24 protein-coding genes are annotated in these 25,943 nt (G+C 71.9%); 10 read left to right on the top strand and 14 right to left on the bottom strand.

Translation table 11 applies throughout. The features are described 5' to 3' along the window. Positions 1 to 84: 84 nt before the first annotated feature. The 3 genes from R4Z63_RS30125 to R4Z63_RS30115 all read left to right on the top strand — a co-directional run bounded on the left by R4Z63_RS30125 (position 85) and on the right by R4Z63_RS30115 (position 3,101). Positions 85 to 930 (top strand): DUF72 domain-containing protein, encoded by an 846-nt coding sequence (locus R4Z63_RS30125; protein WP_384449161.1) that lies wholly within the window; start codon positions 85 to 87, stop codon positions 928 to 930. 150 nt (positions 931 to 1,080) lie between these two features. Continuing rightward, positions 1,081 to 1,998 carry a methyltransferase domain-containing protein gene (locus R4Z63_RS30120; RefSeq protein ID WP_384449158.1) on the top strand — a complete coding sequence of 306 codons (918 nt, stop codon included), beginning with the start codon at positions 1,081 to 1,083 and terminating at the stop codon, positions 1,996 to 1,998. 92 nt (positions 1,999 to 2,090) lie between these two features. After that, positions 2,091 to 3,101 carry a terpene synthase family protein gene (locus R4Z63_RS30115; protein WP_384682586.1) on the top strand — a complete coding sequence of 337 codons (1,011 nt, stop codon included), beginning with the start codon at positions 2,091 to 2,093 and terminating at the stop codon, positions 3,099 to 3,101. 60 nt (positions 3,102 to 3,161) lie between these two features. Here the strand turns inward: R4Z63_RS30115 and R4Z63_RS30110 are convergent, their stop codons facing one another. The 6 genes from R4Z63_RS30110 to R4Z63_RS30085 all read right to left on the bottom strand — a co-directional run bounded on the left by R4Z63_RS30110 (position 3,162) and on the right by R4Z63_RS30085 (position 8,489). Beyond that, entirely contained in the window at positions 3,162 to 4,574 is a 1,413-nt protein-coding gene (locus tag R4Z63_RS30110; protein WP_384454696.1) for a cytochrome P450, read from the bottom strand. Next, positions 4,571 to 5,191, bottom strand: a complete 621-nt coding sequence (locus tag R4Z63_RS30105) for a GTP-binding protein (RefSeq protein ID WP_384454699.1) — start codon at positions 5,189 to 5,191, stop codon at positions 4,571 to 4,573. Before R4Z63_RS30105 ends, R4Z63_RS30110 begins: the two co-directional genes overlap by 4 nt. After that, positions 5,172 to 5,516, bottom strand: coding sequence for a DUF742 domain-containing protein (locus R4Z63_RS30100; RefSeq protein WP_384454702.1), 345 nt, complete (start codon positions 5,514 to 5,516; stop codon positions 5,172 to 5,174). Before R4Z63_RS30100 ends, R4Z63_RS30105 begins: the two co-directional genes overlap by 20 nt. Before the next feature lie 11 nt (positions 5,517 to 5,527). Continuing rightward, entirely contained in the window at positions 5,528 to 5,932 is a 405-nt protein-coding gene (locus tag R4Z63_RS30095; RefSeq protein WP_030031532.1) for a roadblock/LC7 domain-containing protein, read from the bottom strand. A 6-nt stretch (positions 5,933 to 5,938) separates the two neighbouring features. Continuing rightward, entirely contained in the window at positions 5,939 to 7,477 is a 1,539-nt protein-coding gene (locus R4Z63_RS30090) for a sensor histidine kinase (RefSeq protein ID WP_384454706.1), read from the bottom strand. Between the two features lie 388 nt (positions 7,478 to 7,865). Then, the gene (locus R4Z63_RS30085; protein ID WP_384454709.1) at positions 7,866 to 8,489 is read right to left on the bottom strand and encodes a TetR/AcrR family transcriptional regulator; all 624 of its coding nucleotides are present in this window, start codon (positions 8,487 to 8,489) and stop codon (positions 7,866 to 7,868) included. 102 nt (positions 8,490 to 8,591) lie between these two features. On the opposite strand from R4Z63_RS30085, the gene R4Z63_RS30080 reads away from it, so the two are divergent. Together R4Z63_RS30080 and R4Z63_RS30075 are read left to right on the top strand one after the other, a co-directional pair. Further along, positions 8,592 to 9,380, top strand: coding sequence for an SDR family NAD(P)-dependent oxidoreductase (locus R4Z63_RS30080; RefSeq protein ID WP_201773395.1), 789 nt, complete (start codon positions 8,592 to 8,594; stop codon positions 9,378 to 9,380). A gap of 99 nt (positions 9,381 to 9,479) precedes the next feature. Next, on the top strand, positions 9,480 to 9,809 hold the full coding sequence (locus R4Z63_RS30075) for a hypothetical protein (RefSeq protein WP_384454714.1): 330 nt from the start codon (positions 9,480 to 9,482) through the stop codon (positions 9,807 to 9,809). Positions 9,810 to 9,839: 30 nt separating this feature from the next. Here the strand turns inward: R4Z63_RS30075 and R4Z63_RS30070 are convergent, their stop codons facing one another. Together R4Z63_RS30070 and R4Z63_RS30065 are read right to left on the bottom strand one after the other, a co-directional pair. Further along, a complete protein-coding gene (locus tag R4Z63_RS30070) occupies positions 9,840 to 11,027 on the bottom strand; it encodes a glycoside hydrolase family 64 protein (RefSeq protein WP_384454717.1) in 1,188 nt (395 codons plus the stop codon). 136 nt (positions 11,028 to 11,163) lie between these two features. Continuing rightward, entirely contained in the window at positions 11,164 to 12,354 is a 1,191-nt protein-coding gene (locus R4Z63_RS30065; RefSeq protein ID WP_384454720.1) for a spore photoproduct lyase family protein, read from the bottom strand. Between the two features lie 225 nt (positions 12,355 to 12,579). On the opposite strand from R4Z63_RS30065, the gene R4Z63_RS30060 reads away from it, so the two are divergent. Continuing rightward, positions 12,580 to 13,260, top strand: a complete 681-nt coding sequence (locus R4Z63_RS30060; RefSeq protein WP_384454771.1) for a TetR/AcrR family transcriptional regulator — start codon at positions 12,580 to 12,582, stop codon at positions 13,258 to 13,260. On the opposite strand, the gene R4Z63_RS30055 is transcribed toward R4Z63_RS30060, so the two are convergent. Both R4Z63_RS30055 and R4Z63_RS30050 read right to left on the bottom strand, forming a co-directional pair. Next, positions 13,212 to 14,129 carry an MBL fold metallo-hydrolase gene (locus R4Z63_RS30055; protein ID WP_384454723.1) on the bottom strand — a complete coding sequence of 306 codons (918 nt, stop codon included), beginning with the start codon at positions 14,127 to 14,129 and terminating at the stop codon, positions 13,212 to 13,214. The two genes, R4Z63_RS30060 and R4Z63_RS30055, sit on opposite strands and share 49 nt — an antisense overlap. 221 nt (positions 14,130 to 14,350) lie before the next feature. Continuing rightward, positions 14,351 to 15,322, bottom strand: a complete 972-nt coding sequence (locus R4Z63_RS30050; RefSeq protein WP_384454726.1) for an oxidoreductase — start codon at positions 15,320 to 15,322, stop codon at positions 14,351 to 14,353. 71 nt (positions 15,323 to 15,393) lie between these two features. Here R4Z63_RS30050 and R4Z63_RS30045 point away from each other — a divergent pair, with 71 nt between their 5' ends. From R4Z63_RS30045 to xdhC, 4 genes are all read left to right on the top strand, one after another. Then, entirely contained in the window at positions 15,394 to 16,383 is a 990-nt protein-coding gene (locus R4Z63_RS30045; RefSeq protein ID WP_384454728.1) for an ArsR/SmtB family transcription factor, read from the top strand. A gap of 422 nt (positions 16,384 to 16,805) precedes the next feature. Then, on the top strand, positions 16,806 to 18,269 hold the full coding sequence (locus tag R4Z63_RS30040) for a xanthine dehydrogenase small subunit (RefSeq protein ID WP_384454731.1): 1,464 nt from the start codon (positions 16,806 to 16,808) through the stop codon (positions 18,267 to 18,269). Further along, a complete protein-coding gene (gene xdhB, locus R4Z63_RS30035; protein WP_384454734.1) occupies positions 18,266 to 20,665 on the top strand; it encodes a xanthine dehydrogenase molybdopterin binding subunit in 2,400 nt (799 codons plus the stop codon). The genes R4Z63_RS30040 and xdhB overlap by 4 nt, the downstream gene beginning before the upstream one ends. Then, positions 20,658 to 21,479, top strand: coding sequence for a xanthine dehydrogenase accessory protein XdhC (gene xdhC, locus R4Z63_RS30030; RefSeq protein ID WP_384454738.1), 822 nt, complete (start codon positions 20,658 to 20,660; stop codon positions 21,477 to 21,479). Before xdhB ends, xdhC begins: the two co-directional genes overlap by 8 nt. Positions 21,480 to 21,510: 31 nt before the next feature. Here xdhC and R4Z63_RS30025 read toward each other — a convergent pair whose 3' ends face one another. The 4 genes from R4Z63_RS30025 to R4Z63_RS30010 all read right to left on the bottom strand — a co-directional run bounded on the left by R4Z63_RS30025 (position 21,511) and on the right by R4Z63_RS30010 (position 25,806). Further along, complete coding sequence (locus R4Z63_RS30025) at positions 21,511 to 22,191, bottom strand: GNAT family N-acetyltransferase (RefSeq protein ID WP_491522610.1); 681 nt, start codon at positions 22,189 to 22,191, stop codon at positions 21,511 to 21,513. A gap of 74 nt (positions 22,192 to 22,265) precedes the next feature. Then, positions 22,266 to 23,915 carry a sensor histidine kinase gene (locus R4Z63_RS30020; protein WP_384454743.1) on the bottom strand — a complete coding sequence of 550 codons (1,650 nt, stop codon included), beginning with the start codon at positions 23,913 to 23,915 and terminating at the stop codon, positions 22,266 to 22,268. 122 nt (positions 23,916 to 24,037) lie between these two features. Next, positions 24,038 to 24,844, bottom strand: a complete 807-nt coding sequence (locus R4Z63_RS30015; protein WP_384454746.1) for an ABC transporter permease — start codon at positions 24,842 to 24,844, stop codon at positions 24,038 to 24,040. Continuing rightward, on the bottom strand, positions 24,841 to 25,806 hold the full coding sequence (locus R4Z63_RS30010) for an ABC transporter ATP-binding protein (RefSeq protein WP_384454749.1): 966 nt from the start codon (positions 25,804 to 25,806) through the stop codon (positions 24,841 to 24,843). Before R4Z63_RS30010 ends, R4Z63_RS30015 begins: the two co-directional genes overlap by 4 nt. Positions 25,807 to 25,943: the final 137 nt, after the last annotated feature.

The raw sequence follows: 25,943 nt of genomic DNA, 5'->3' as shown, positions 1-25,943 counted from the left end.
ACGGCAGCCGGCCTCCGCGCCGGGCTCCCCGCCCGAACGGGGCCCCTGAGGTGTGCCGGACCTCGTGCGGGGCAGGCGGATGGCATGACCGTGTACGTCGGCACGTCCGGTTGGCAGTATCGGGACTGGTCGGGTGTCCTCTATCCGCCGGACCGGCCGCGGCGCCTGTGGCTGGAGGAGTACACCGGTCATTTCCGCACGGTGGAGATCAACGGCGCCTTCTACCGGCTGCCGTCGCCGGAGACGTTCGCCCGGTGGCGCGCCCGCACCCCGCCCGGTTTCGTGATGGCGGTCAAGGCGAGCCGTTTCCTGACGCACGTCAAACGCTTGCATGAGCCGGCCGAGCCGGTCGCCCGGCTCATGGCACACGCCTCGGCCCTGGGCGACCGGCTCGGGCCTATCCTGCTCCAGCTGCCGCCGACCCTGCGCGCGGACCCGGCCGCACTCGACGCGTGCCTCGCCCGCTTCCCCGCCGACGTCCGTGTGGCGGTCGAGCCCCGGCACGCGTCCTGGTGGACGCCCTCCGTGCGCTCGGTCCTCGCCGATCACGGTGCGGCCCTGTGCTGGGCCGACCGCGGGTCGCGGCCGGTGACCCCGCTGTGGCGCACCACGGACTGGGGGTACGTGCGGTTCCACGGGGGCCGTGCCCGGCCCGCGCCGCGCTACGGCCGGACGGCGCTGCGCACCTGGGCGGCCCGGATCTCGGACACCTGGCCCGGGGACGGCGACGGGACCGGGGACGGGAACGTCTTCGCGTACTTCAACAACGACCAGGGCGGAGCGGCCGTGGGCGACGCCCGGACGCTCATCCGGCTGCTCCGGGCACGGGCATCGTCCCAGTTACCCGACCGGGGTACCGACGCCGCCGCGGCGGCCGCGCACCCGAGCGGCTTCTCCACCTCCAACCAGGCTACGCGGCAAGGATCTTGACGGTACCGTGCTGCTCCAGCGGGCTGACGCGGCGCCCATGAAATGCCACGATGGTCCGTGCTTCAACCGTGTGCCTTTTTCGGGACGCTACGAGAGCGGCGCCGGCGCGTCCCGGAGGGCAGCCCTACCCCACGAAAGGGCGGACTCCCCATGCGCGTTGCACCGTTCGCATCTCCGTTAGGCGGCGACCGCGGATCGGCCGCGGAGGACCCGGTGCGGCTCTACTACAGCCGCAAGACAGAGGAGATACTGCACAAGTACGGTCCGGGACCGCGGGTCCACTTCCATGTGGGGCTGTACCCGGACGGCCCACCGGACACCACCGTCTCCCAGGACACGCTGCAACAGGGCCTCTTCCGCTCGCAGGAACGCATAGTCGAGCACGCGGCCCGCACCTGGGGCGCGTACGGGACGCCTCCCCGGCGGCTGCTCGACATCGGCTGCGGACTGGGCGGCACCTCGCTCTACTGGGCGCAGGAGCACGGGGCTTCGGTCACCAGCCTCACCGTCGCGCCCGAGCACCTGCCCGTCGTGCGGCGCTTCGCCCGTGACGCCGGGGTGGCCGAGCGGGTGAGGCCCGTACTGGCGGACGTCCACGACCTGGACGAGACCCGCGCCTACGATGCCGTCTACGCCAACGAGAGCAGCGGCTACACCGACCGGACCCGCCTGTTCGAGGTCGTCGCCAAGGCCTTGGTTCCGGGCGGCTGGTTCGGGATCCAGGAACACTTCGCGGGTGCTTCCGCCTGGCGGGAGTTCATGGACGGCTACTACAGAACACGGCTCGGCCGGCGCGGGGAGTACCTGGCCGCGGCCGAGGCGGCCGGCTTCGAGCTGGTGCAGGACGAGGACGTGACGGAGTCGGTGGCGGAGTTCTGGGTGCAGTCCATGGCGTGGAACACCGCCGAACTCGACCGGCTCCGTGCGGACCCCGCCGCCCGGCCCGGCGCCTGGACCGACGACCGGCTCGAACAGTCGACGATCGCCCACAGCAGGTTCTTCCGGCTCTGGCGGGAGCACGCGGTGGAGACGCGGCTGCTGCGCTTCCGGATCGGCGGTGGCCGATGACGGCGCCGCCCCGGCCTTCACTCCTCGGTCCGGAACTGCCTCCCTTCTACTGCCCCCTGCCGCGCGATCTCGTCCATCCACAGGCCAAGGAGGTGGAATCCAGGGCGGTCGAATGGCTGGACGCCTTCGGCATCTACCCCGATCCCATCGAACGTGCCTGGGGGCTGGCCACCCACAGCGCCGACTTCTCCTGCCGCATCATCCCCGACGGGGACGTGGAGGCCGTCCTGCTGTTCACCCAGTGGAACTACTGGGCCAACGCCGTCGACGACTGGCAGGACTCAGGGTCCGATGAGGTGGGAACGGCAGCCGTCGTCGAACACGGGGTGCGGCTGCTGCGCACCGTCGAGGACCCCGGGGCGTCCGTCCTGCCCGACGGACCCATGACCCGCGCCCTGCTGGACCTGGTGCACCGCACCCACGCAATGCTCGGCCCCGGCGAGCTGCGCAGGTTCGCCGAGGGGACCCGGGACTGGCTGCTCGGCGCGGCCTGGCGGGCCTCCCGGACGGAGGCGGGGTCGATGCCGGGGCTGAACGACTTCGTCGCGATGGGGCCGCTGGCGAACGGCACCCGGTTCTCACTGACCTGGTCCGAGGTCGCGCGCGGGGGCGGGCTGCCGGCCGACGTCCTCTGCTCCCCCGCCCTGACGGCCCTCACGGACGCGGCCGGATTCGTCGTCAGCGCGGACAACGACCTGTTCTCCTACGACAAGGACGACCACCTGGAACCCCGCGAGATCAACCTCGTCAACGTCCTCGCCCATCAGGAGAGCTGTTCCCCCGCCGAGGCGGTCCCGCTCGCCGTGGGCCTGCGCGACCGGGTGATGGCCTTGTTCACCGGGGTGCGGGCACGGCTGGAGGACGACGCGGGCGACGAGGACGTCGCACTGCGCCGCCACCTGGCGGGGCTGGGCCACTACGTGGCCGGCTCCATCGCCTGGCAGGCCCGGGCACCCCGGTACGCCAGTCCCCGCAACCGATACGAACTGCCGCTCGGCGAGGCCGGGTTCATGATCCGGTACGCCGAGAGGCCCAGCGCCAGCGACACCGAGCCGCCGGATCTTCCGGCCCTGGCGTCCTGGTGGCGGCACCTGCGTGACTAACGGGAAGGGACTGGGGTCCCCGGCCGGTACGGCCGGGGACCCCGGCACGAGGGTGCCGGCTCAGCGGCGGCCGAGCAGCCGCCGCCACCAGCTCACGCCACGGCGCCTGCGGCCGTCTGCGACCGGGGGCGGGGGCGCCGTCGGCTGCGGCGGGACCACCGGGTGGACGGGGTGCCCGGCCGGCTGCTCCACCGGAAGCTGCGGGGCCGGGGCGGGGGCCGGGGCGGAGCGCGGTGCGAACCGCACGGGCAGCGACAGCAGGTGACGGGACATCAGAGTGCCCCGCCACTGGAGCTCGCTCGGGTCGACCGCCAGCTGGAGGTCGGGCAGCCGGTCCAGCAGGACCTCGATGCCGGTGTCCGCGATGGCACGCCCGATGTCCTGGCCGGGGCATTCGTGCGGGCCGCTACTGAAGGCCAGGTGGGAGCGATTGCCGTGGACGGACACCGAGGGGTCGGGCCGGATCTGGGGGTCGGCGTTGCCCGCCGCGAGGGCGAGCAGGAGCATGTCCCCGGCCTTGATCTGCCGGCCGCCGAGCACGGTGTCCCCGGTGGCCCAGCGCCCGATGATCGTGTTGATCGGCGGGTCGTCCCAGAGGACCTGCTCCAATGCGTCCGGCAGGGTCATGTGACCGCCGGAGAGGCTGGCCCGGAAGCGCGGGTCGGTCAGGACGGTGCGCAGCGTGTTGGCGATCAGGTTGGCGGTGGTCTCGTAGGCCGCGATCAGCACGACGCGCAGGTGCATGAGGACTTCGGTGTCGGTCAGCTCCGCGGGGTGCTCGATCAGCCAGGAGGCGAGGTCGCGGGCCGGCTTGGCCTTGCGCTCGACGACCAGGTTCTCCAGCGTGGTCGTGACGTAGCGGTCGCTCTGGAGGGCCGTTTCCGTCCCCTGGAGCATGTCGCGCGCCGCGTTGACCAGCAGCGGCCCGTGTTCGTCGGGGGCCCCGATGAGCTGGGTCATGACCAGCATGGGGAGCTGGTCGGAGAAGGCGGACACCAGGTCGGCGTACCCTTGGGCCGCGATCTGGTCGACGAGTTGGTTGGCGAACCGCGTCACGTAGCGGCGGATGCCGCGCTTGTCGAAGCGCTCCAGGGACTCCACGACGGCCGCGCGCAGCCGCTCGTGGACGGGGCCGTCGGTGAAGTTGCACACCGGTACCCACGTGACCATGGGGCCGAGCGGTGTGTCGGCCGGCACCCGGCCCTCTCTCATGTCGCGCCAGCCGCGGGGGTCGCGGGCGAACCGCGACGAGGTGCGGGCGACGTCCAGGTTCTCCCGGTGACCGAGGACCAGCCACGCCGGCAGGTCCCCGCTCACGAGCACCGGGGCCACCGGGCCGTACTCGGCCCGCAGCTTCTCGTACAGGGCGAAGGGGTCCGCCTGCGCTTCCGCCCCGTGCAGGCGGTACAGGCCGCCCGGGGCCGCCGCGGCGTGGGCGGGGCACCCGGGCGGTGGGGTGGGGGTGGTGCTCACATTGCCTCCTGGGTGGCTGCCTGGGAGTGCAGGTAGCGCATGAGGGTCAGCAGGACGTCGCGGGAGGAGTCCCGCCTTCTGGCGTCGCAGACGAGGATGGGGACGGCGGGGGGCAGGTCGAGGGCCTCGCGCAGCTCCTCCAGGGGATGGTCAGGTGCGCCGGGGAAGGAGTTGACGGCCACGACGAAGGGGACGCCGCGCTCCTCCAGGCGTCCGATGACGTCGAAGCTGATCTCCAGCCGACGGGTGTCGAGGAGCACGACGGCGCCGAGCGCGCCCTCGAAAAGCCCGCGCCACAGGAACCAGAAGCGCTCCTGGCCCGGTGTCCCGAACAGGTACAGCACGAGCTCGTCATTGATGCTGATGCGGCCGAAGTCCATGGCCACGGTCGTGGTGATCTTGTGGGAGACCCCCCAGGTGTCGTCGACGCCGACGCCTGCCCGGGTCATCGTCTCCTCGGTCGTCAGCGGTTTGATCTCGCTCACCGCACCGACCATCGTCGTTTTGCCCACGCCGAACCCGCCGACGACCACGACCTTCACGGCCGCCGCGGCCGTCTGCGGCAGTACGTCCGCCTCGCGCGGCCCGGAGGGCGGGTCAGAGCTTCTGAAGTCCATCGATCACTGCCTCGATCAGAGCAAGGTCGGGTAGCTGCGCGGCGGGGACGGGCGGGCGGACGTGCACGCGCTGGGCGGCCATCAGGTCTCCGACCAACACGGTGACGACGCTCACGGGCAGTCCCACGTACGCGGAGATCTCGGCCACCGACAGCGGTGACTGGCACATGCGCAGGATGGAGGCCTGCTCGGGCTGCATCTCGGGCCGGGGAGGTCCTTTCGCCACCACCAGGGTCACGAGGTCCAGGCGGACGGAGGTGGAGGGCCCACTTCGTCCGCCGGTGATCACGTAGAGCCGTTCGGGACTGCTGTCCTCCCAGCTCACGGGCGGCTCTTTCACGCGGGCTGCCCGTCGTGCCGCGGCGGGCTGCTCAGGTGGTCCCCCATTCGGGTCACCAGGTTGCGCATCTGCGCACCCATCAGGCCCGCGTCGACGCCCTCGTCGGCGAGGACCGCGAGGTAGGAGCCGTCTCCGGCGGCCATGAGGTAGAAGAAGCCTCCGTCCATCTCGATCACGACCAGCCGCATTCTGCCCTCGGAGCTGGGCAGTTCGGCGGCCACCGCTCCGGCGAGGCTCTGCAGGCCCGCGCACGCGGCCGCCAGGCGGTCGGCCGTGTCCGTCTCGGCTCCGTACTGCGCCACGCACAGCCCGTCCGCCGACAGCACGATCACGTGCCGCGTCTGCGGCACTCCGGCGGCCAGGTCCTTGAGCATCCAGTCCATGCTGCTTCGCTGAGTCATCACTGTTTACGCCCCTTTGGTCGCTGAACCCGACGCGTCCTGGCCGCCCGGCGGGTCCTCGCCGGGCTCACCCGACAGCCCGCTGTGGAACGCCTCCAGCCACATCCCCGGGCCGTTGTCGTGCGTCGGCTGCGGCCTCGCGGCCGGCCGGACGTCGGAGGTGGTGACACGGTCCTTCCGGCGCCGTTGCGGCAGACCGGTCGCCGTGCGTTCGGTGGTCGGCCCGCCGTCGGCGGGCATCGGGCCGGACAGGGGTCCGGGTGCCGGAGCGGGCCGGGGCACGGACGGGCCGGCCGACGGTGCGTCGACGGGGTGCTCACGCGGTATGGCGGACACCGCCCTGGGACCCGAGGAGGAGCCGATGCCGTGGGCGAGACCGGTCGCCGCGGACGCCGTGGTGATCAGGTGCTGCGGCACGATGACCACCGCGCGGACACCGCCGTACGCGGAGGAGCGCAGGGAGACCTGGAACCCGTACGCCTGCGCCAGCCGGCCGACTACCGCCAGGCCCAGCCTCGGCGTCTCGCCCAGGTCGTTGAGGTCGATGCCGGACTGCGCCTGCGCGAGCATCTTCTCGGCCCGCGCACGGGCCTCCTCGCTCATGCTCAGGCCGCCGTCCTCGATCTCCACGGCGATGCCCGACTGCACCTCGACGGCGGTCAGGTGGACCCGGGTGTGCGGCGGGGAGTAGCGGGTGGCGTTGTCCAGCAGTTCGGCGAGGGTGTGGATGAGCGGCTCGACGACCGGGCCGAGGACGGCGACCTCGGTGACCGAGTGGAGCTCGACCCGCTGATAGTCGATGATCCGTGACATCGCGCCGCGCATGACGCTGTAGAGGGTCACGGCCCTGCTCCACTGCCGGCCGGGGCGCGCGCCGCCGAGGACGGAGATGGAGTCGGCGAGCCGGCCGATCAGGGCGGTGCCGTGGTCCAGACGCAGGAGGTCGCCGAACACGTCCGGGTTGCGGCCGTGCCGGTCCTCCATCTCGCGCATCTCGTGGGCCTGCTGATGGACGATCGCCTGGACGCGGCGGGCGACGTTCACGAAGGCCCGCTGCGCCGAGTCGCGCAGGCTCTCCTCGTTGTCGACGGCGTCGATGACATGGGCCAGTACGGCTTGCAGGGCGGCCCTGAAGCGGGGGGTGAGCGCGGCGTCGCTGCCCCAGCGGTTACCGTTGCCGGCACGGCCGCCCAGGGAGGTGAGCACCTCCTCGGCCGCCTCGCCCCGGCGCAGCCGCTCGATGGCCTCGGGGAGCACCACCGCGGACAGGCGGGTCGCCTCGGTCTCCTGCCGGGACAGGGTGTGCTGGAGCGCGGCGATCTCGGCGGTTCGGGCAGCGAGCGCGCGGCCGCGCCGTAAGGCTTCGACGACGACAGCCGCGGTGCACAGGCCGCCCGCGGCGATCAGGATCGTGCCGACCGGTTCGGAGGAGGAAACAAGCGCCCCGACCAGGCAGACGGCGGCCAGGGACCCGATCACGGGCAGCGCCCGGCTTGCCCCCGCCTCCGGACGGGCTGTTTTGGGCGGAATGTCTCTATGCTCCATCGGCGTCCTTGAATTATCGGAAAAGGGTCACCTTCTGACCGGTCGGCGGGAGCATAACTACGCCCAACTGCCCGTACGCGCACTTTCGTTGGAGTTCATCGGACCGGAGGAACCGTTATGCGCCATCGACGGCGACGAATTCCGGCCCCCCTGATGGGCACCCCCGGACAGTCGGCGGCGTAACAGGAGGTCGAAGGCCCGCCGACGCCTCGGCGGCATGAGCCTTCACCCCTCGGCACCCTCCGGCACCCGGCGCGCAGCGCGGCCACGAGGTGGCGCCGCGGACCCGAATGCGCTAGGGGCCTGTCCGGCGGATCGCGGCCAGGGGCCGACCCGGCTCCGCAGGACAGGCCCCGAGCGACACCGACGGGGTCACCGTTTCGAGCGGTCAGGCACCGGGCCGTACCGCGCCGCCGCCGGGGGCGGCGAGGCCGGTGATCAGGACGTCGAGGGCGAGGTCGGTCGCCTCGGACAGCGGGGTGCCCTCCAGGAGGGAGCCGACCGCCAGGGCCGCGAGGCCGTGGACGGTGGAGAAGGCGACCTGGGCGAGACGGTCCGGCTCCCCGGCCCGCACGACGCCCTCCCGCTGCGCGAGGGCGACGAGCCCGGCGGCGATGTCCAGGCTCTGATGTCCGAGCTCGCGCAGTTCGGCGCTGGAGTCGTCGGCGTGCTTGACCGTGAACATCAGGCTCAGCAGCGGGGCGTTCGCCACGGCGAAGGCGATGTAGGCGCGCCCCATGCCCGCGAGCCGGGCGGTGACGGGGCCGGGTGCCTCGACGGCGGCCCGCAGGTCGTCGTTGAGGCGGGTGAAGCCGCCCACGGCGAGCGCGTCGAGCAGCGCCTGCCGGTCGCGGAAGTGACGCCCCGGCGCCGCGTGGCTGACGCCGAGGTCCCGGGCGAGGGCGCGCAGGGACAGGCTGTCCGCCCCCGACGCCGCGAGGACCGCCTCCGCGCGCGCCAGCAGCGCTTCCCGGAGGTTGCCGTGGTGGTAGGGCGGATCGGTGTCGGCCAAAGCGGCCTCCCCTCGCTCGATGTTGTCATTGACAACAATGTTTACTCTGTCTACATTCACGGTATCGCCCATCAACCTGACCACAGGAACGGAACGCCAACCGTGTCTATGACATACCGCGGAACCACAGCCCTGATCACCGGGGCCAGCGCCGGCCTCGGCGTCGAGTTCGCCGAGCAGTGGGCCGCGCGCGGAGCGGACGTCGTGCTCGTCGCCCGCCGCGCCGACCGGCTGGAGCAGATCGCGGCGGACCTCCGGAGCCGGCACGGGGTGCGGGCCCGCGCGGTCGCCGCCGACCTCGCCCGGCCGGGCGCCGCGGCCGGGCTGCACGCGGAGCTCGACGCACTCGGGCTGCGCGTCCAGACACTGGTCAACAACGCGGGGTTCGGCAGCCACGGGTCGTTCGCCGACCAAGACCCCGCGCGGATCAGCGAGATGATCCAGCTCAACGTAACGGCGCTGACGGAACTGACCAGGCAGTTCCTGCCGGACCTGGCGGCCGACGGCCGGGGCGCCCTCGTCACCGTCGCCAGCTCGGCCGCGTACCAGCCGACCCCTGCGATGGCGGTGTACGGGGCCACCAAGGCATTCGTCCTGAACTTCACCGAGGCCGTCGCCTACGAGACGCGCTCCTCCTCGCTGCGGGTCCTCGCCGTATCGCCCGGCCCGGTCAGCACCGAGTTCTTCGACGTCGTCGGCAGCCGGGACGCCGCCGTCGGGCGGATGGCCACCCCCGAGCAGGTCGTCACGGCGACCCGCCGGGCGCTGGAACGCGACAGGACACCGCCCAGCATCGTCGTCGGCCTCCGCAACCGGCTCTCGGCGACGGCGTCCACGCTGGCTCCGCGCCGCCTGGCCCTGACGGTGGCGGGCCGGGTCCTCAAGGCCTGACCCGCCCGGCTCGTCCGGGCGGGCCTGCTGCCGCACACTGGGATCCGGAGACCCCGACGGCGGGGTGCCCGGATCCCGGCGGGTGCGGGGAGGCTCGACATGGTCATCAGTCACCACATCGCCGATGGAACGCTGCGGGTACGGATCCTGCACGAGCTGCACGTCACCGACCGGGCCGCGGCAGCCCTGCAGATCGAGTCCCTCGTGCACACGCACCGCCCGACTCGGGTCACCGTCGAACTGCCCAGCCGGTCCCCCTCCCCCATGACCCTCAGCGCGCTGGCCCGCGCCCGGCGGATGTGCCAGAGCCTGCACATCCCCCTCACCGCGACGGGACCCGGCGAGCAAGCTCCCCTGCCCCTCTTCGGCCGCGAGGCCGGCGCGGACGGGCCCCGGCCGATGGAGCACGGCGCGCGCCACGACCACTGAGGCCCGCTGACCGGCCGGCCGCACACGGGATCAGCCGAGGGGCTCCAGCGTCATGAAGGCCTCCCGCGGATCGGCCTCGTGCACGAGCGACTCGTGGGCGCCCACGTCGTCGAAGGCGAAGCCGTACGCCCTGCCGTCGGCCATCTGCGCGTGGATGAGGCGGGAGTAGTGGTTGGTGACGGCGTCGCGGTAGAAGCCGGATCCGTTCACGTCGGGCTGGTTCGGGTTGGTCAGGAGCGTCGAACGGTTGAAGCCCGCGCACAGGGTGCGCGAGATCGGGCCGCGTACGGTGTCGTTGGGGGCGTCGAGGAGCTTGTAGCAGCCGAAGACACTGTCGGAGTCGGGCTTGCGGAAGCTGGTGACCACCGCTCCCGAACCGTTGGTGACGTTCATGACGCCGCCCGAGACCCGGCCGTAGTAGGTGGTGCCCGGTTCGTTCGCGAACGGCTTCACGGTGAGCGTGGTGGAGCTGTACTTGCTCCAGACGCGGTCGATGTAGTCGTTCATCACTCCAGCCGGGATTCCACCCGCCTCGATGCCGTGGCCGGGCGCCAGCGCCCGCAGCGGGGTGCCGTCGGCGCGGCTCTGGATCAGGCCGCCCCAGCCGGCCGCACGCAGCCCGCCGAAGACGGCGTCGTAGCCCCCGGCCTTGAGGCGGCCGGTGGTCTTCACCGTGCCGTCGGCGGCCTTGGCGCCCACCGCGTAAGGGGCGGAGAACATGTCGACCTGGGTGCTGTTGATCCACAGGCCGGCGTCGTTGAGCGTGTACTCGGACCAGTTGAACAGGATGTCGTGGTTGGGGTCGGCGGGGTTCTGGACGGCCGGCTGCACCAGACCGCCGGTGGTGAGCCGGAAGACGAGCTTGCGTCCGACGGAGAAGTAGACGCGTCCGGAGAACTTGGGCATGCGGATCGTCCTGGTCTGTCCGTCGGCCGGACCCGCGATCGACGCGTCGGGGGCGGGGGTGGGCGGGTTTCCGCCCGCGGGCCAGGGGTGGAAGGTTCCGTCGGCGTCGGCCCAGCCCTGCCGGCCCGTCGCGAGCTGTGTGCCCAGGTTGTAGATGTAGACGGGCTCGCCGCGTCCCGAGGTGTTCTTGACAGTGAGCGGGATGGTGGCCGGAACGGCCCCGGCGGACGGCGGCGGGCCGAAGAACAGCACACCGGCGCCGACGGACAGGGCCGCGACGCCGAACGCCAGCACTCTCGACAAGCGCAACACTCTCTCTCCTCCTTGCGTGTGGGGGGACCTGCCGACGGAGAGGTGTGGGCAGGGGGTGCGTTCATTGAAGCCTGAGAGCGCTCTCAGCGTCCGATCGTGTTCGACTTCTGTCAATGTGCTTGACACCGGCGCCCGGTCAGAAGGCGTACCGGATCCGCAGCCACGGGGCGTGTGCCGCGACGAGGTCGCGCATCGCCAGGACGGCCCCGGCCTTGACGCCGCTGCGGTAGCGGACGTTCCAGCTGCCGTTCTCCGAGCGCTTCGGCTCCTGGAGACGCGGCTGCCACAGGACGTCCTCCGCGCGGGGGTGCCAGCCCAGGTTGAGCTCGTGCAGGTCCTTGTTGTGCGTCAGCATGATGACCTCGGCGGCCGCCTGTGCCTTCACCCGCGCGGGCAGCACATCGTCCATGTGCCGCAGCAGCAGGGACCAGTCCCGTTCCCAGCCGGGCCGCAGCACGACCGGCGAGAGGTTGAAGTGGACCTCGTAGCCCGCGTCCAGGAAGTCCGAGGCGGCGGCGATGCGGCTCTCCACCGGGCTGGTACGGATGTCCAGCAGCCGGGAATCGCTCTGCGGCATGAGGGAGAAGCGCACGCGGGTCCGGCCGCGGGGCTCCAGGCGGAGCAGGTCCGGGTTGACGAACTTGGTGGCGAAGGACGCCTTGGCGGCGGGCCATCCCGCGAAGGCGTGCACCAGGTCGGCCACGTTGTCGCTGATCAACGCATCGACGGAGCAGTCGCTGTTCTCGCCGATGTCGTAGACCCAGGCGGTCGGATCGCACTGGTTGGGCTCGGGTTTGGGGCCGAGGCGCACCAGGTGCCGGGAGAGGTGGGCGATGATGCGCTCGATGTTGGTGAAGACGGTGACCGGGTTGGCGTAGCCCTTGCGGCGCGGCACGTAGCAGTAGGCGCAGGCCATGGCGCAGCCGTTGGCCGGACCGGGGGCGATCCAGTCCGCGGAGCGGCCGTTGGGGCGGGTGGTGAGCGTCTTCTTCTCTCCCAGGACCAGGGTCTCGGTCTTGATGCGGACCCAGCGGTCGACGTTCCCCTCGTTCCCGTGGAGGTCGGGGATCCGCCAGTGTGAGTCGACGGGGACGATCTCGGCGTCCGGGTACCGGGCGAGGACCTGCCTGCCGCGTGGCGAGGCGGCGGCCGCGGGCTCGGCGAAGACGGCCCGTACGGACAGCAGCCGGCGGGCGGTGGGGCTGTCGCGGAACAGCGGACCGGCGTCCGCCGGCGCGCGGGAAGCCCGCCCCGGGTCGATGTCCTCCAGGCCGAACAGGGCGTCTGCGCTGTCGTCCGGTCGGCCCGCGGACGGCTGGGCTCGCATGTCGGTCTCCTGCGGATCGCGGAGGGTCCACTGTAGGGCAGTCGGCGGGGCGCCGGAGGAGGACTCCCGGCGGGCGGGCGCACAAGACGGCCGTCTTCGAGCGCGCCGCCGCCCGGCCCGGATATCGGGCTCGGCCGGCCTCCGGGCCGCTCACCGGCCCGGCCGACCCGCACACCCGGTGGAGCAAGGACTCTGCCTTAAGCTGCTGCCGTGCCCGGCAAACCGATGATCCGCCCCGGCGGCCGCAGCGCCCGCGTCCAGGAGGCGGTCCACACGGCGGTGCGCGCACTCCAGGCGGAGGCGCGCCGGACCGAGTTGACCATTCCGCTGATCGCGGCGCGCGCCGGTGTCACCCCGTCGACGGTGTACCGGCGCTGGGGCGGCCTCCAGGAGCTGCTGTCGGACGTCGCCGTGGAGAAGCTGCGGCCGGACGCACCGCCGCGGGACCACGGCAGCCTGGCCGCGGACCTGCGGCACTGGGCCGAGCAGTTCATCGAGGAGATGGCCTCGCCAGTCGGCCGCGCCTACCTCCGCGACGCCCTGCTCGGGGCCCCCGACGGCGCCAACGCCGCGCGGTGCTCGCAGTACGCGGCGGAGCAGATCGAGGTCGTGCTCGCCCGGGCCGCGGTGCGCGGCGAGGACGCCCCCGGGGTGGAGCTGGTCCTCGACCGGGTCGTGGCGCCCATGATGTACCGCATCCTCTTCCGCTCGGGGAACCCCGCGGAGCGCGTGGATCCCACAGATCCTCCGGGTCTCACCGCCGCGTACGCGCGCACGCTCGTGCGGGACCTCCTGGACGGCTTCGACGCCCCCCGCCGGGCCGCCGCGCCGTCCCGTACCGCCGCCCGCTCGGCACGTCAGGACGCGGCGTCCGCCGGCCGGCCGGGAACGGGTTCGAGCCGGTAGGCGCCCCCGTCGGTGACCACGCGGCCGGCGGTGGGCGGGGGGAAGTGCGTACCGAGGAGGAGTGCGTCCGTGTCGGCGAGCGAGGCGAGCAGCGAGCGGCGCGTCGCCTCGGCCAGCTCCGGGTCGATGTCGACACAGCTGCCGATCTCCGGCCGCGCCAGCTGCACGGGGTGGTGGATGCAGTCCCCGGTGATCAGGGCCGTGGCGTCACCACTGGTCACCCGTACGGCCACGTGGCCGGGCGTGTGGCCCGGAGCCGGCACCAGCTCCAGGCCGGCGGCGACGGTGACGCCGCCGGCGGGCACGTCCACCGCTTCCAGCAGCCCCGCGGCGTCGACCGGGTGTACGGAGTCGCGGAACATCGCCGCCCGCGCCTCGTCCATGTCGCGGGCCGCCCAGAAGTCGTATTCGGCCTTCGAGGTGAGGTAGCGGGCGCGGGGGAAGGTCGGGACCCAGCCGCCGTCGACCTCGCGCGTGTTCCAGCCGACGTGGTCGGTGTGCAGGTGGGTCAGCAGGACCAGGTCGACGGACTCCGGCGGGAACCCCGCCCGCGCGAGGCGTTCGAGGTAGTCGGTGCGCAGGTCGTGCCAGGCCGGGTTGGCCCGCGTCTTGCCGTTGCCGATACCGGTGTCGACGAGGACGCGCAGCCCGTCCACGACCATCGCGAAGCTGTGGCTGTCCAGCCGCAGGACACCGTCCCGGCTCGCGAAGTCGGGCCGCAGCCAGTCCCGTTCGGAGACGACGCCGGCAGTGGCGGCCGGCAGGAGCCACGGGCCGGTCTGCGGCGGCAGGGGGATCTCGTCGATGCGTCGGACGACGACGGAGCCGACCGTCCAGGACGGTGCGACGGCGGGCGGTGCTGGGTGCACGGGGGAAGCCTTCCTTGTCGTCCACGGAGGGCAAGCGCCCCCTAAAAGCAATTGATTTGCTTTTAGGGACGATAGGCTCTGCCGCCGACCCACGCAAACCACCGGCTCGCGGCCGCGGCGCACGTCCATCACCCCCCGCTCCGGGACCCGTTCACGACGGACGTCCGTGCGCACCCCCCTCGTCCTGCGGAGCCGAGGTGCCCCGCCGGCGGGGGCGGAGCTCAGCCCGCGCCCCCCGGGGCGCCACCGCGTCCGGCGGACCGCTGCGGGCCGCGCGCTTCGTGCGCCCGGGCGCCCTCGCGGGAGTGCAGGGCGTCCAGCAGGGCCAGTTCGGCCGTCGACAGGCACAGGGCGCCGGCGGCCACATTGGCCGCGAGGTGCTCCGGGTCGCCCGTGCCGGGGATCGCCAGGACGTGCGGTCCCCGCTGCAGCGTCCAGGCCAGCCTGACCTGAGCGGTGCTCGCCCGGTGCGCCGACGCGACCTCGCGCACCTCGGCGCTGTCCTCCCCCGACGCGCCGGCCTCTCGTCCGCCGCCGGCGATCGAGTAGAACGGCACGAAAGCGATGCCCTGTTCACCACAGGAGCGCAGGAACGCGTCCTGTCCGGGCTGTACCCCCAGGCCGTACATGTTCTGCACGCACACCACCGGTGCGATGGCCAGTGCCTCGGCCAGGTGGTGGGGCCGTACGTTGGACAGCCCCAGGTGCCGGACGAGACCGGCCTGCCGCAGCTCCGCCAGCACTCCGAAGCGTTCGGCGATCGAATCGGCGCCGACGATCCGCAGGTTCACCACGTCCAGGTGGTCGCGGCCGAGCTGCCGGAGGTTCTCCTCCACCTGACCGCGCAACTGTTCCGGCCGGGCGTGGGGCGTCCATTCGCCCGAGGGATCACGGCCGGGCCCCACCTTGGTGGCGATCACCAGGTCCTCGGGATACGGGGCCAGGGCGCGGTTGATCAGCTCGTTGGCGGAGCGCAGCGGGGAGAAGTAGAACGCCGCGGTGTCGATGTGGTTCACGCCGAGGTCCACCGCGCGGCGCAGGACGTCCACGGCCTGGCCGCGGTCGCGCGGGACGGCGTCTTTGACGAGGGCCTCGCCGCTCTGGGCCAGGCGCATCGCGCCGAAACCGATCCGGTGGACCGTGCGGTCGCCGAGCTTCCAGGTGCCTGCCGCTGTGATCGTCTGTGAGGTCATGCACCGGATGATCGTCGGCGGGTAGGCTGCCTGCCCATCGGTTCGGACATGTGTGAATCCTCGGGGTGGCGGTGCGGGCTGAACTGGCGTTCTCGGTGGGCGACCTGGCGCGGATGAGGTTCGCCGTCTCACCCATGTGGGAGGTCGGGCCCAGCATGCGCCTGCTCCGGTCGGGGCACGAGCACGCCGTGCACCGGGCCTGGACCGCGCAGGTGCGGCCACGGCTGGCGGCCGCGGGGCTCGACCGGGGCCGGCTCGCCGAGCTGGTACCACCCTCGGGGTACGTCCCCGACTTCCTCAATCCCGCGCCCACCGGGCCGTCCCCCACGCTGGAGGAGGAACTCGCGGCGATCCGGACCACGCCCGCCGACCGGGTACGCGGGGAGCTCGACCGGCTGTGGGGCGAGCAGGGCCGTAGCGGCCCCGGGCTCCGCGGCCTGTACGACGACGTGCCGCGCCTTCTGGAGCGGGTCGCGGAGGAGATCGAGGCCTACTGGGCCGTCGCTCTGGCGCCCTACTGGGTGCGGATCCGGGCGGTGCTCGACGCCGACGTCTTCCACCGGGCCCGGCAGGTGGCCGAGCACGGCGCGGGGCGCCTCCTGAGCGAGCTCCACTCCTCGGTGAGCTGGGACAACAGTGCCCTCCGGCTGGCCGGCCGGCGCGCGCCACTGTCCCGGCAGCAGGCCGGCGCCGGCTTACTGCTGATCCCGTCGGTGTTCACCGGGCCGGTCCCGTTCACCCGCCTGGCGCCGCCGGACCCACCGCAACTGGCCTATCCGGCCCGCGGGATCGGCTCCCTGTGGGAGCCCCGTACGGCCGCCCGGGACGGCGTCCTGGCCGCCGTACTCGGCCGCTCGCGGTCCCTGCTGCTGGCCGAGTTGGACTCGCCCGCCACCACGACCGAACTCGCCGGCCGTACCGGGTTGTCGGCGGCGGGAGTGTCCCAGTGCCTCACCGCGCTCCGCGACGCCGGCCTGGTCAGTGCCCACCGGACCGGCCGCTTCGTGCTGTACGCCCGTACGTCCGTGGCCGAGGCACTGCTGACCGGCGGGGCCCCCTGACAGCGCCCCGTGCGCGGCGCGCGCCCGGGGCGGCCCCGCCGCCGGTCCGGATCGGCTGGCATGGGCGGGCTCCTGCTTGACCGATGAACCTGCGGCAACGTACCTTCGACCGCACCCCGCTCGTGAGCTGCTGGAAGGAGGCGAAACCGGATGTCGACCGTCTCCGCGCTGATTCGCCTCGCACACCAGATCGCCTGGGCTCCGGGTCGTGTAGCACACGGCTGCTGAGCAGCCCCCTCGCCGGCGTGCCGATTGCGGCCCCGGCGTCTTCTCATCTATGTCACCCCTTACGGCACGCCGTCGCGTGCCGACCCGTCGCGCTGCGGTACCACGGTGTGCCCGGCTGCGACCACGGAAGAGAAAGCACCTGACATGGCGACTTGGACAGTCCGATCGACCGTGCGCCGGAATGAGGCCGCGCGATGGTAGCGGCGCGCATCACCGTCAACGGGAAAGAAACCCCGATTTCACCGGCCCCACCCCACACCACGGCGCTCGACTTCCTCCGCGAGCGGGGCCTGACCGGTACCAAGGAGGGCTGCGCCGAGGGCGAATGCGGCGCCTGTTCCGTCCTGGTGGCCCGTCCGGGGGTGGACAAGCCCACCGACTGGGTGGCGGTCAACGCCTGCCTGGTCCCGGTCGCGGCGCTCGACGGCCAGGAGGTCGTCACCTCCGAGGGCCTCGCCGCCGCCGACACGTCCGGAGCCCCGGCCGTACTGCACCCCGTACAGCAGGAGATGGCCGTCCGCGGTGGCTCCCAATGCGGTTACTGCACACCGGGGTTCGTCTGCAGCATGGCCTCCGAGTACTACCGGCCCGGCCGCTGCGCGCACGCCGGGTCGGCCGACGGCACCGGCTCCGAGCACGGCCCGAACGGCTTCGATCTACACGCGCTGAGCGGCAACCTGTGCCGCTGCACCGGCTACCGCCCGATCCGCGACGCCGCGTTCGCCGTCGGCATGCCCGCCGAGGACGACCCCCTGGCGCAGCGCCGCGAGCAGGCGCCGCCGGAGCCGGCCGCCACCGCCTACACGCAGGGCGACAGCACGTTCCTGCGGCCGGAGACCTTGGCCGACGCGCTGCGGATGCTGCGGGAACGGCCGGACGCGGTGGTCGTCTCCGGCAGCACCGACTGGGGTGTCGAGGTCAACATCCTCTCCCGCCGGGCCCCATGCGTGGTCGCGGTCGACCGGCTGCCCGAGCTGCGCGCGCTGCACGTCGGATCCGACCACATCGAGATCGGTGCCGCCCAGACCCTCACGGAGATCGAGCGCCGCCTCGACGGCAGCGTCCCGCTGCTGGCGGAGCTGTTCCCGCAGTTCGCCTCCCGCCTGATCCGCAACAGCGCCACCCTCGGCGGCAATCTGGGTACCGGATCCCCCATCGGCGACAGTCCGCCCGTACTCCTCGCGCTGAATGCCTCGTTGGTGCTCTCCGGCGCCGACGGCGAGCGCGAGGTCCCCCTCCGCGACTACTTCACCGGCTACCGGCAGAGCGTGCGCCGTCCCGGTGAGCTGATCCGTGCGGTGCGCGTTCCGCTGCCGCTGTCGCCCGTCACCGCCTTCCACAAGATCGCGAAGCGGCGCTTCGACGACATCTCCAGCGTGGCCGTCGCCTTCGCCCTCGACATCGAGGACGGGATGGTCCGCACGGCACGGATCGGCCTGGGCGGTGTGGCCGCCACCCCCATCCGCGCCCTCGCCACCGAGGCCGCCCTGGAGGGCGAGCCCTGGACGGCAGGGACCGTCGAGGCCGCGGCCCGGGTGCTGCGGGAAGAGGGCACGCCGATGGACGACCATCGGGCCAGCGCCGGGTACCGCTCCGCGATGCTCGGGCAGAGCCTGCTGAAGCTGTACGCGCGAACCACCGAGGCGGTGTCGTCATGAGCCAACTGTCCGAACGCCCCGAGGAGCCCGTCGTCGGCCTTCCGCTGCCGCACGAGAGCGCCGGTCTGCACGTCACCGGCGCCGCTCTCTACACCGACGACCTGGTTCACCGCACCAAGGACGTCCTGCACGCCTATCCGGTCCAGGTGATGCGGGCCCACGGCACGATCACCGCGCTGCGCACCGGACCCGCGCTCGCCGTGCCCGGCGTGGTCCGCGTACTGACCGGAGCGGACGTGCCCGGCGTCAACGACGCCGGGATGAAGCATGACGAACCGCTGTTCCCCGACACGGTCATGTTCCACGGCCACGCCGTCGCCTGGGTGCTCGCGGAGAGCCTGGAAGCGGCGCGGCTGGGTGCGGCGGCCGTCGAGGTGGACCTCGACGAGCATCCCTCCGTGATCACGTTGCGGGAGGCGATGGAGGCCGGGAGCTTCCACGGCGCCCGGCCCGTGATGGAGACCGGAGACGTCGACGCCGGCTTCGGCGACTCCGCGCACGTGTTCACCGGCGAGTTCCAGTTCTCCGACCAGGAGCACTTCTACCTCGAGACGCACGCGGCGCTGGCCCACGTCGACGAGAACGGGCAGATGTTCGTCCAGAGCAGCACCCAGCACCCCTCGGAGACACAGGAGATCGTCGCGCACGTCCTCGGCCTGCACAGCCACGAGGTGACCGTGCAGTGCCTGCGCATGGGCGGCGGCTTCGGCGGCAAGGAGATGCAGCCCCACGGGTTCGCGGCCGTCGCCGCGCTGGGTGCCAGGCTCACCGGCCGGCCGGTCCGGGTACGGCTCAACCGCACCCAGGACCTCACCATGTCCGGCAAGCGCCACGGCTTCCACGCCGCGTGGAAGATCGGCTTCGACACCGAGGGCCGCATCCAGGCCCTGGAGGCGACCCTGACCGCGGACGGCGGCTGGAGCCTGGACCTGTCGGAGCCGGTCGTGGCCCGCGCCCTGTGCCACATCGACAACACCTACTGGATCCCCAACGCACGGGTCACCGGCCGTATCGCCAGGACCAACAAGGTCTCCAACACCGCCTTCCGCGGCTTCGGCGGACCGCAGGGCATGCTGGTGATCGAGGACATCATGGGCCGGTGCGCGCCGCTGCTCGGCCTGGACCCCATGGAACTGCGCGAACGCAACTTCTACCGGCCGGGCCACGCGACGCCATACGGACAGCGGGTCCTGCACCCCGAACGGATCTCCACCGTCTGGCACCAGGTCCGGGGCGACGCCCGGATCACCGAACGCCAGGCCGGGATCGCGGCCTTCAACGCCGCTCACCCGCACACCAAGCGGGCGCTCGCGGTCACCGGGATCAAGTTCGGGATCTCCTTCAACCTCACCGCCTTCAACCAGGCCGGCGCGCTGGTGCTGGTCTACAAGGACGGCTCGGTCCTGATCAACCACGGCGGCACCGAGATGGGACAGGGCCTGCACACCAAGATGCTGCAGGTGGCGGCGACCACGCTGGGCATCCCGCTGCACAAGGTGCGGCTGGCCCCCACCCGCACGGACAAGGTGCCCAACACCTCCGCCACCGCGGCCAGCGCCGGGGCGGACCTCAACGGCGCCGCGGTGAAGAACGCCTGCGAGCAGATCCGCGAGCGGCTGCTCCAGGTCGCCGGTACCCGGCTGGGTGCGAACGCCTCGGACGTGCGCATCGTCGACGGCGTCGCGCGCGTCCTGGGCGGCGACGCGGAACTGGACTGGGACGACCTGGTACGCACCGCCTACTTCCAGCGCGTCCAGCTGTCGGCGGCAGGCTTCTACCGAACCGAGGGCCTGCACTGGGACGCCAAGGCGTTCCGGGGCTCACCCTTCAAGTACTTCTCCTACGGCGCCGCCGCGGCCGAGGTGGAGGTGGACGGGTTCACCGGCGCCTACCGGATCCGGCGGGTGGACATCGTCCACGATGTCGGCGACAGCCTCTCCCCCCTGATCGACGTCGGTCAGGTCGAGGGCGGCTTCGTACAGGGCGCGGGCTGGCTGACGCTGGAGGACCTGCGATGGGACGCCGGGGACGGTCCGCACCGCGGGCGGCTGCTGACCCGGGCGGCCAGCACCTACAAGCTGCCGAGCTTCTCGGAGATGCCCGAGGAGTTCAACGTCAGGCTGCTGGAGAACGCCACGGAGGAGGGCGCGGTCTACGGGTCGAAGGCGGTGGGCGAACCCCCGCTGATGCTGGCCTTCTCGGTGCGGGAGGCACTGCGGCAGGCCGCTGCGGCCTTCGGGCCCGCCGGGGTCAGCGTGGAACTCGCCTCTCCGGCGACGCCCGAGGCGGTGTACTGGGCGGTCGAGTCGGCCCGCCGGGGCGGCACACCGTACGGCGGGCCGGCACCCGACGCCCGCCCGCTCGCCGTCGGGGCGGGTGCGCCGAGCGATGCCTGACACGGGCTGGGTGGCCGCGGTCGCGCGGTTGCGGGCACGCCGGGAGCCCGGCGTGCTGGTGACCGTCGCGGCGGTGCGCGGCCACGCCCCGCGCCGGGCCGGTGCCAAGCTCGTCGTGGGACGCACCGAGACCTGGGGGTCGATCGGCGGCGGCAACATCGAGGCCGTCGCCATCGACCGGGCACGCGAGCTGACCGGTGCGGCCCGCCCCGAGCCGGAGATCCTGGAGTTCGCCCTCAACGACAAGGTCACCGGCCCGCACGGGGTGCAGTGCTGCGGCGGCTCCGTCACGGTGCTGCTCGAACCGCTGCCGGTGGTCGAGGCGGTGGCGGTCTTCGGCGTCGGGCACGTCGGGCTGGAGCTGGCGCGCATCCTGGCCCGCCACGACCTCGATCTGCACCTGGTCGACACCCGCCCGGACATGCTGTCCGGCGAGCGGCTCGGGGTGCTCGCGGACGCGGTGGCGCAGATCCGGGTGCACCACACGCCGCTGCTCCCGGAGGAGGTCCTCGCCGAGCTGCCGCCCGGTGCGCACGTGCTGATCATGACGCACGACCACGCCGAGGACGCCGCGCTGTGCGACGCCGCACTGCGCACCGCCGGCCTCGGCTCGATCGGTCTGATCGGCTCCTCGGCGAAGTGGGCGCGGTTCCGGCAGCGCCTGGCCACCGAGGGCGGTCACGCCCCGGATGCCATCGACCGGATCAAGACCCCGATCGGGATCCCCGGGATCGGCGGGAAGGAGCCCGCCACGATCGCGGTGAGCGTGGCGGCGGACCTGCTCCGCAGCTTCGAACAGGACAGCGGCATCTGAACGTCCTGGGCCGCTACAGTTTCACCGCATCTCAGCTGGTCGACGGCCTGCGCCCGCTGCGCGACCCGGATGCCGTCGGCCTCGACGACGATGACGATGACGATGACGATGACGATGACGATGACGATGACGACGGCAACGACGAGCGAGGTGGATAGGGACCGCTCCGTCCGTCTCCTCGATGTGCTACTCGGCAGACACGGAAGTCGGGGCAGCCCAGAATGCGCACGAACTTGGTGGAGTCCAGCGGGTAGGGGATGGTTTTCCCGAGGTCGTGGAACCCGATGCGTCGGTAAAAGGCCATGGCGCGGTGATTGTCCTCGCGTACCCCCAGGGTGAGCCAGGTGTAATCGGTGTGCTCGCGTGCGAAGTCGATTGCCGCTTCCATCAGCGCCCGCGCCGGACCGTCCGGACCGCGGTGCGCCGGGGCGACATAGACGGCGTGCACGTGTGCGGTGTCGGGGATGCCGTCCAGGGGTGCGACCCCGGCGGTTCCGGCCCAGGAGCCGGTCTCGTCGATGGCCACGAACAGTGCGTCGTCGGCCGCCGCCGCGGCCCTTTCTGTCTGCTTCCGCCACGTGCGGTCGGAGAGCGCGACAGCGTCGGCGTGACGGACGCCGAAGGCGTCGGGCGAGTTCAGCAGGGACTCAAGTCGTATCGCTCGCAGCTCGCGCCACTCCTCCGCCGCGATCCGGCGTATGACGTACTTCATGGTTCTCGCTCTGTTCGGGGCGGTCAGGGGCGGCGTGCGGGCACGATGTCCTTCGTCATGAGCGTGTTGCCGGACTAGCAGAGCCGGTAGAGGTCCACTTCGCCCAACAGATCGCGGCCCGAACGGTAGAACTCGCAATATGTGCCGGGCGGTCGGGATGCGGAACGGGCCTGGTCGGACGGGTAGGGATAGGCGCGGGCCGGCAGGAGAGCGGCGAGTTCGACGCGAGGCCGGCCGGTGGTCAACTCCTCGTACCGGGAGGGCGGCAGCACGCTCGTGGTCAGTTGCCAGGCCAGGTAGAAGGCGGATGGTACGAAGAAGACGGCTGCGACGACAGGTGCCACGAGGGCGACGGCGGAGCGGCGACGGGCGTCGCTCCGTACGGAGGCGAGCCGCTTGGCGGACTCCGGTACGACGGTGCCCGGTGCTGCGTCTGTCTCCGGGTCCAGGTGGGGAGCGGATTCGGACGTCGACGCGGGCCCTCGGTTCCCGACCGGCGTTCCATCCGCCGATCCTGGTTCTGGCGCCGGCGTCCCGCGACGGGCGGTGGCAGTGGCCTGATGCGGGAGGACAGCGGTGACGTGGAACCCGCCTTCGCCGGGCCCGGCGCGCATCGAGCCGCCGAGGACCGTCACCCGCTCCCGAAGCCCCGTCAGCCCCCGGCCGCCGACGCCGCTTGCCAAGCTCTCACGTGCGTGTGACGGTCCGCCAGCCGACGGAGCGGCGTTCACGACGCTCACGACGGTACGGTCGGGCTCATGGGTGATCCGCACCCTGATCGAACAGTCCGGCGCATGTTTCACCGCGTTGGTGAGGGCCTCCTGCACCACCCGGTGCATCCCGCGTTCGACGAGAGGGGACATCTCGGGCACCGCCCCGCGCCGCTCCCATTGCACTGGCACCCCGGAAGCGGCCGCCCGTGAGAGGAGATCCTCGACGGTGCCGTTGACGGGCAGCACCGCATCCTTGTCCGTGCCGGGCGGGTCGTGCAGGACGGCGACGGTCTCCCGCAGTTGCTCCACCGCATCCGCGATCGTCCTGCGCAGCTCGGCGAGGTCGGCGCGGTCGCGGTTGGTGAGGTCGGGCGAGAGTTCCAGGGCCCCGGCCCTCAGGGCGACCAGGCTCAGGGCGTGGCCGAGGGAATCGTGCATGTCGGCCGCGATATCCGCGCGCTCTGTCAGCCGCGCCCGCTCCGCAACCAGATGCTGGCGCTCTTCCAGGCTTCGGGCCAGCCGCCAGCCCTCCCTCACGAGATCCCGCCGGCCACGCCAATGCCGTCCAACCAGCCAGGGCAGCAAAAGGGCTGCGGGGAGCACGGTCATCGCGTAGAGCCACCATACGGGAGGCGTTCGCAGCACCGCGCATGTCGCGAGATCGACCGCTGCGCACCCGGCGAGCACCAGGAGCGGGCGCCATGCCGCGGCGACCCGGGCACCCAGCAGACAGCTCACGGCGACCAACGACAGGACGTGGGCATTGCCGGGAGTCGCGGAGTCGGACAGGCCCAACACGCACAGCCCGTTGACCAGCACAACGGCGGCTGCCGGCTGGCGGCGGGACCACGGCACCGCCACCACCAGCACGGCCAAGGGGAGGAACAGATCCAGAACCAGGGAGGCCGAACCCGCGTCCCAGAACCCGAAGCCGGTGGCGGCTGCGAGCACACCCCACAGAGCCACGTCGCCGAACACGGGCCTGGCTGAGGTGATACGCGTGTGCAGCATGGCGCGTCGGCCGTCCTTCCGCTGGATGTCCTCACCGGTCAGGGGCGATTCTGTGGGACGAACCCGGACGCCCGACGCGGGGGGGGGACACGGTGAGGGCGTTCGGCCGGTTGCGCCGCTGTTCAGGCGTCACGCCGTCGCAGCACGAAGAGACCGGCCCCCTGCGCGATGACTGCCCACACCAGCAGGATCAGCAAGCTCACGACATCCGGGAACGGGGCTTTGCCATCACCCAGCATGAAATAACCACCCACGGTTTGCGGCATGTACTTGTTGATGGCCAGCAGCACCGGGCCCCCCAGTCCGACCAGCATGCTGGGCAGCGCGGAGACCACGAAGAAAATCATGGCCACGGAGCCCGCCGCCGTCCGCAAGGCGAACGACACCCCCACCGTCATCACACAGACGAGGGCGGAATAGACGCCCATGGCAACGGTTTGGTACACCACCTTTGACAGCGCGAAGCTGGCGTGACCCTGGAAGGGCCCCCAGGCCAGGGCGATGCCCAGCACAGCCCATCCCACTGCGGTGACGAAGCCCACCAAGGCGCTCAGGAGCGCCTTGGCCAGCTGCACGCGGGGCCTGACCGGCACCCACAGCAGCGAGGTGCGCATGCTGCTCGTGGAGTACTCGCTCGTCACCATCGTCATCGCAAGAATCACCAGGGCGAACTGGGTGAGGATGACCGAGGACACCGAGGCGTTGCCGACCGGCTGGATCGGCTTGTCGTTGATCCGAGCGATCGACCCGTAGTAAAAAGTGAAGATCGCAGTCACGATCAGGCCAACCAGCAGGCAGACGTACGGCGTGCGGATGGTCCACAGTTTGGTCCACTCCGAGGTGAACGCGCCAACGAATCCGCCACCGGTGTGGCCGGAGACCATGCGCCCACGGCGGCCGTCTCTCACGTCAGCCGATATGGTGCTCATGCTCCCGCTCCCTGCGTCTCCTTGGAATTCGTGCCACCGAACACAGGGGCGCCCGATGCGTACTCCACGCTCTGCGCGGTCAGTTCCATATAGACCTGTTCCAGCGAAGCGGAGACGGTCCGCAGTTCGTGCAGCCGCAGCCCCAGCCGGTAGGCCAAGTCGCCTATCTGCTCGACACTACGGCCCTTCACGACAAGCTCGTCGGCCGCGGGCGACTCCACGTTCACGTCGCCGTCCTTCCGGAGATGGTCGATCAGCGTGCGCAGGTGTGCCACGTCCGGGGTGCGCATCCGCACCGACGACAGCGAGCTGCTGGCCAACAGGTTGGCCATCGGCGTGTCGGCCAGAAGCTTGCCCCGTCCGATAATGACCAGCTGGTCGGCGGTCAGCTGCATCTCACTCATCAGGTGACTGGACAGGAAGACCGTCCGGCCCTCTGCGGCCAGGGACCGCACGAGTTCACGCACCCAGCGGACACCGTCGGGGTCGAGGCCGTTGACCGGCTCGTCGAAGATGAGTACCTGTGGATCGCCGAGCAGCGCGCCCGCCACGCCCAGCCGCTGGTACATACCGAGGGAGAACGCCCCAGCGGAGCGCCGCGCAACCTTCGCCAGGCCGACCGTCTCCAGCACCTCGTCCACCCGGCGCAGCGGAATGCCGTTGCTACGCGCCTGCGCCACCAGGTGGCTGCGTGCGGAACGGGCCGGGTGCAGCGCCTTGGCATCCAGAAGCGCGCCGACCTCGCGGATCGGGTGGCGCATCGAGGAGTACGGCTTGCCATCGATGAGCGCCTCACCCCCGGACGGATGGTCAAGGCCGAGAATCATGCGCATCGTGGTCGACTTTCCGGCACCGTTGGGCCCCAGAAAGCCAGTCACTTGCCCACTCTTGATGTCAAGACTCAGACCGTCCACGGCGATGGTCTCGCCGTAACGCTTGGTCAGTCCTCGAAGGGTGATCACGAAACTCCTTCGTGTCGGTCGCCGAACGCGGAAGCCGACGGCGGCGCGCACCGACCGACGCATGGTGCGCAGCCCTGGGCGGCCACCGCGCTTCCTGTACGAGAGCGACGCTAGAAGCCCGCGGCGCCGGCGCCCAT

The sequence above is a fragment of the Streptomyces sp. PL-29 genome (assembly GCF_058344425.1).
Note: the sequence above shows the minus strand (reverse complement) of the source record. Positions and strands in the feature narration are given on the sequence as shown.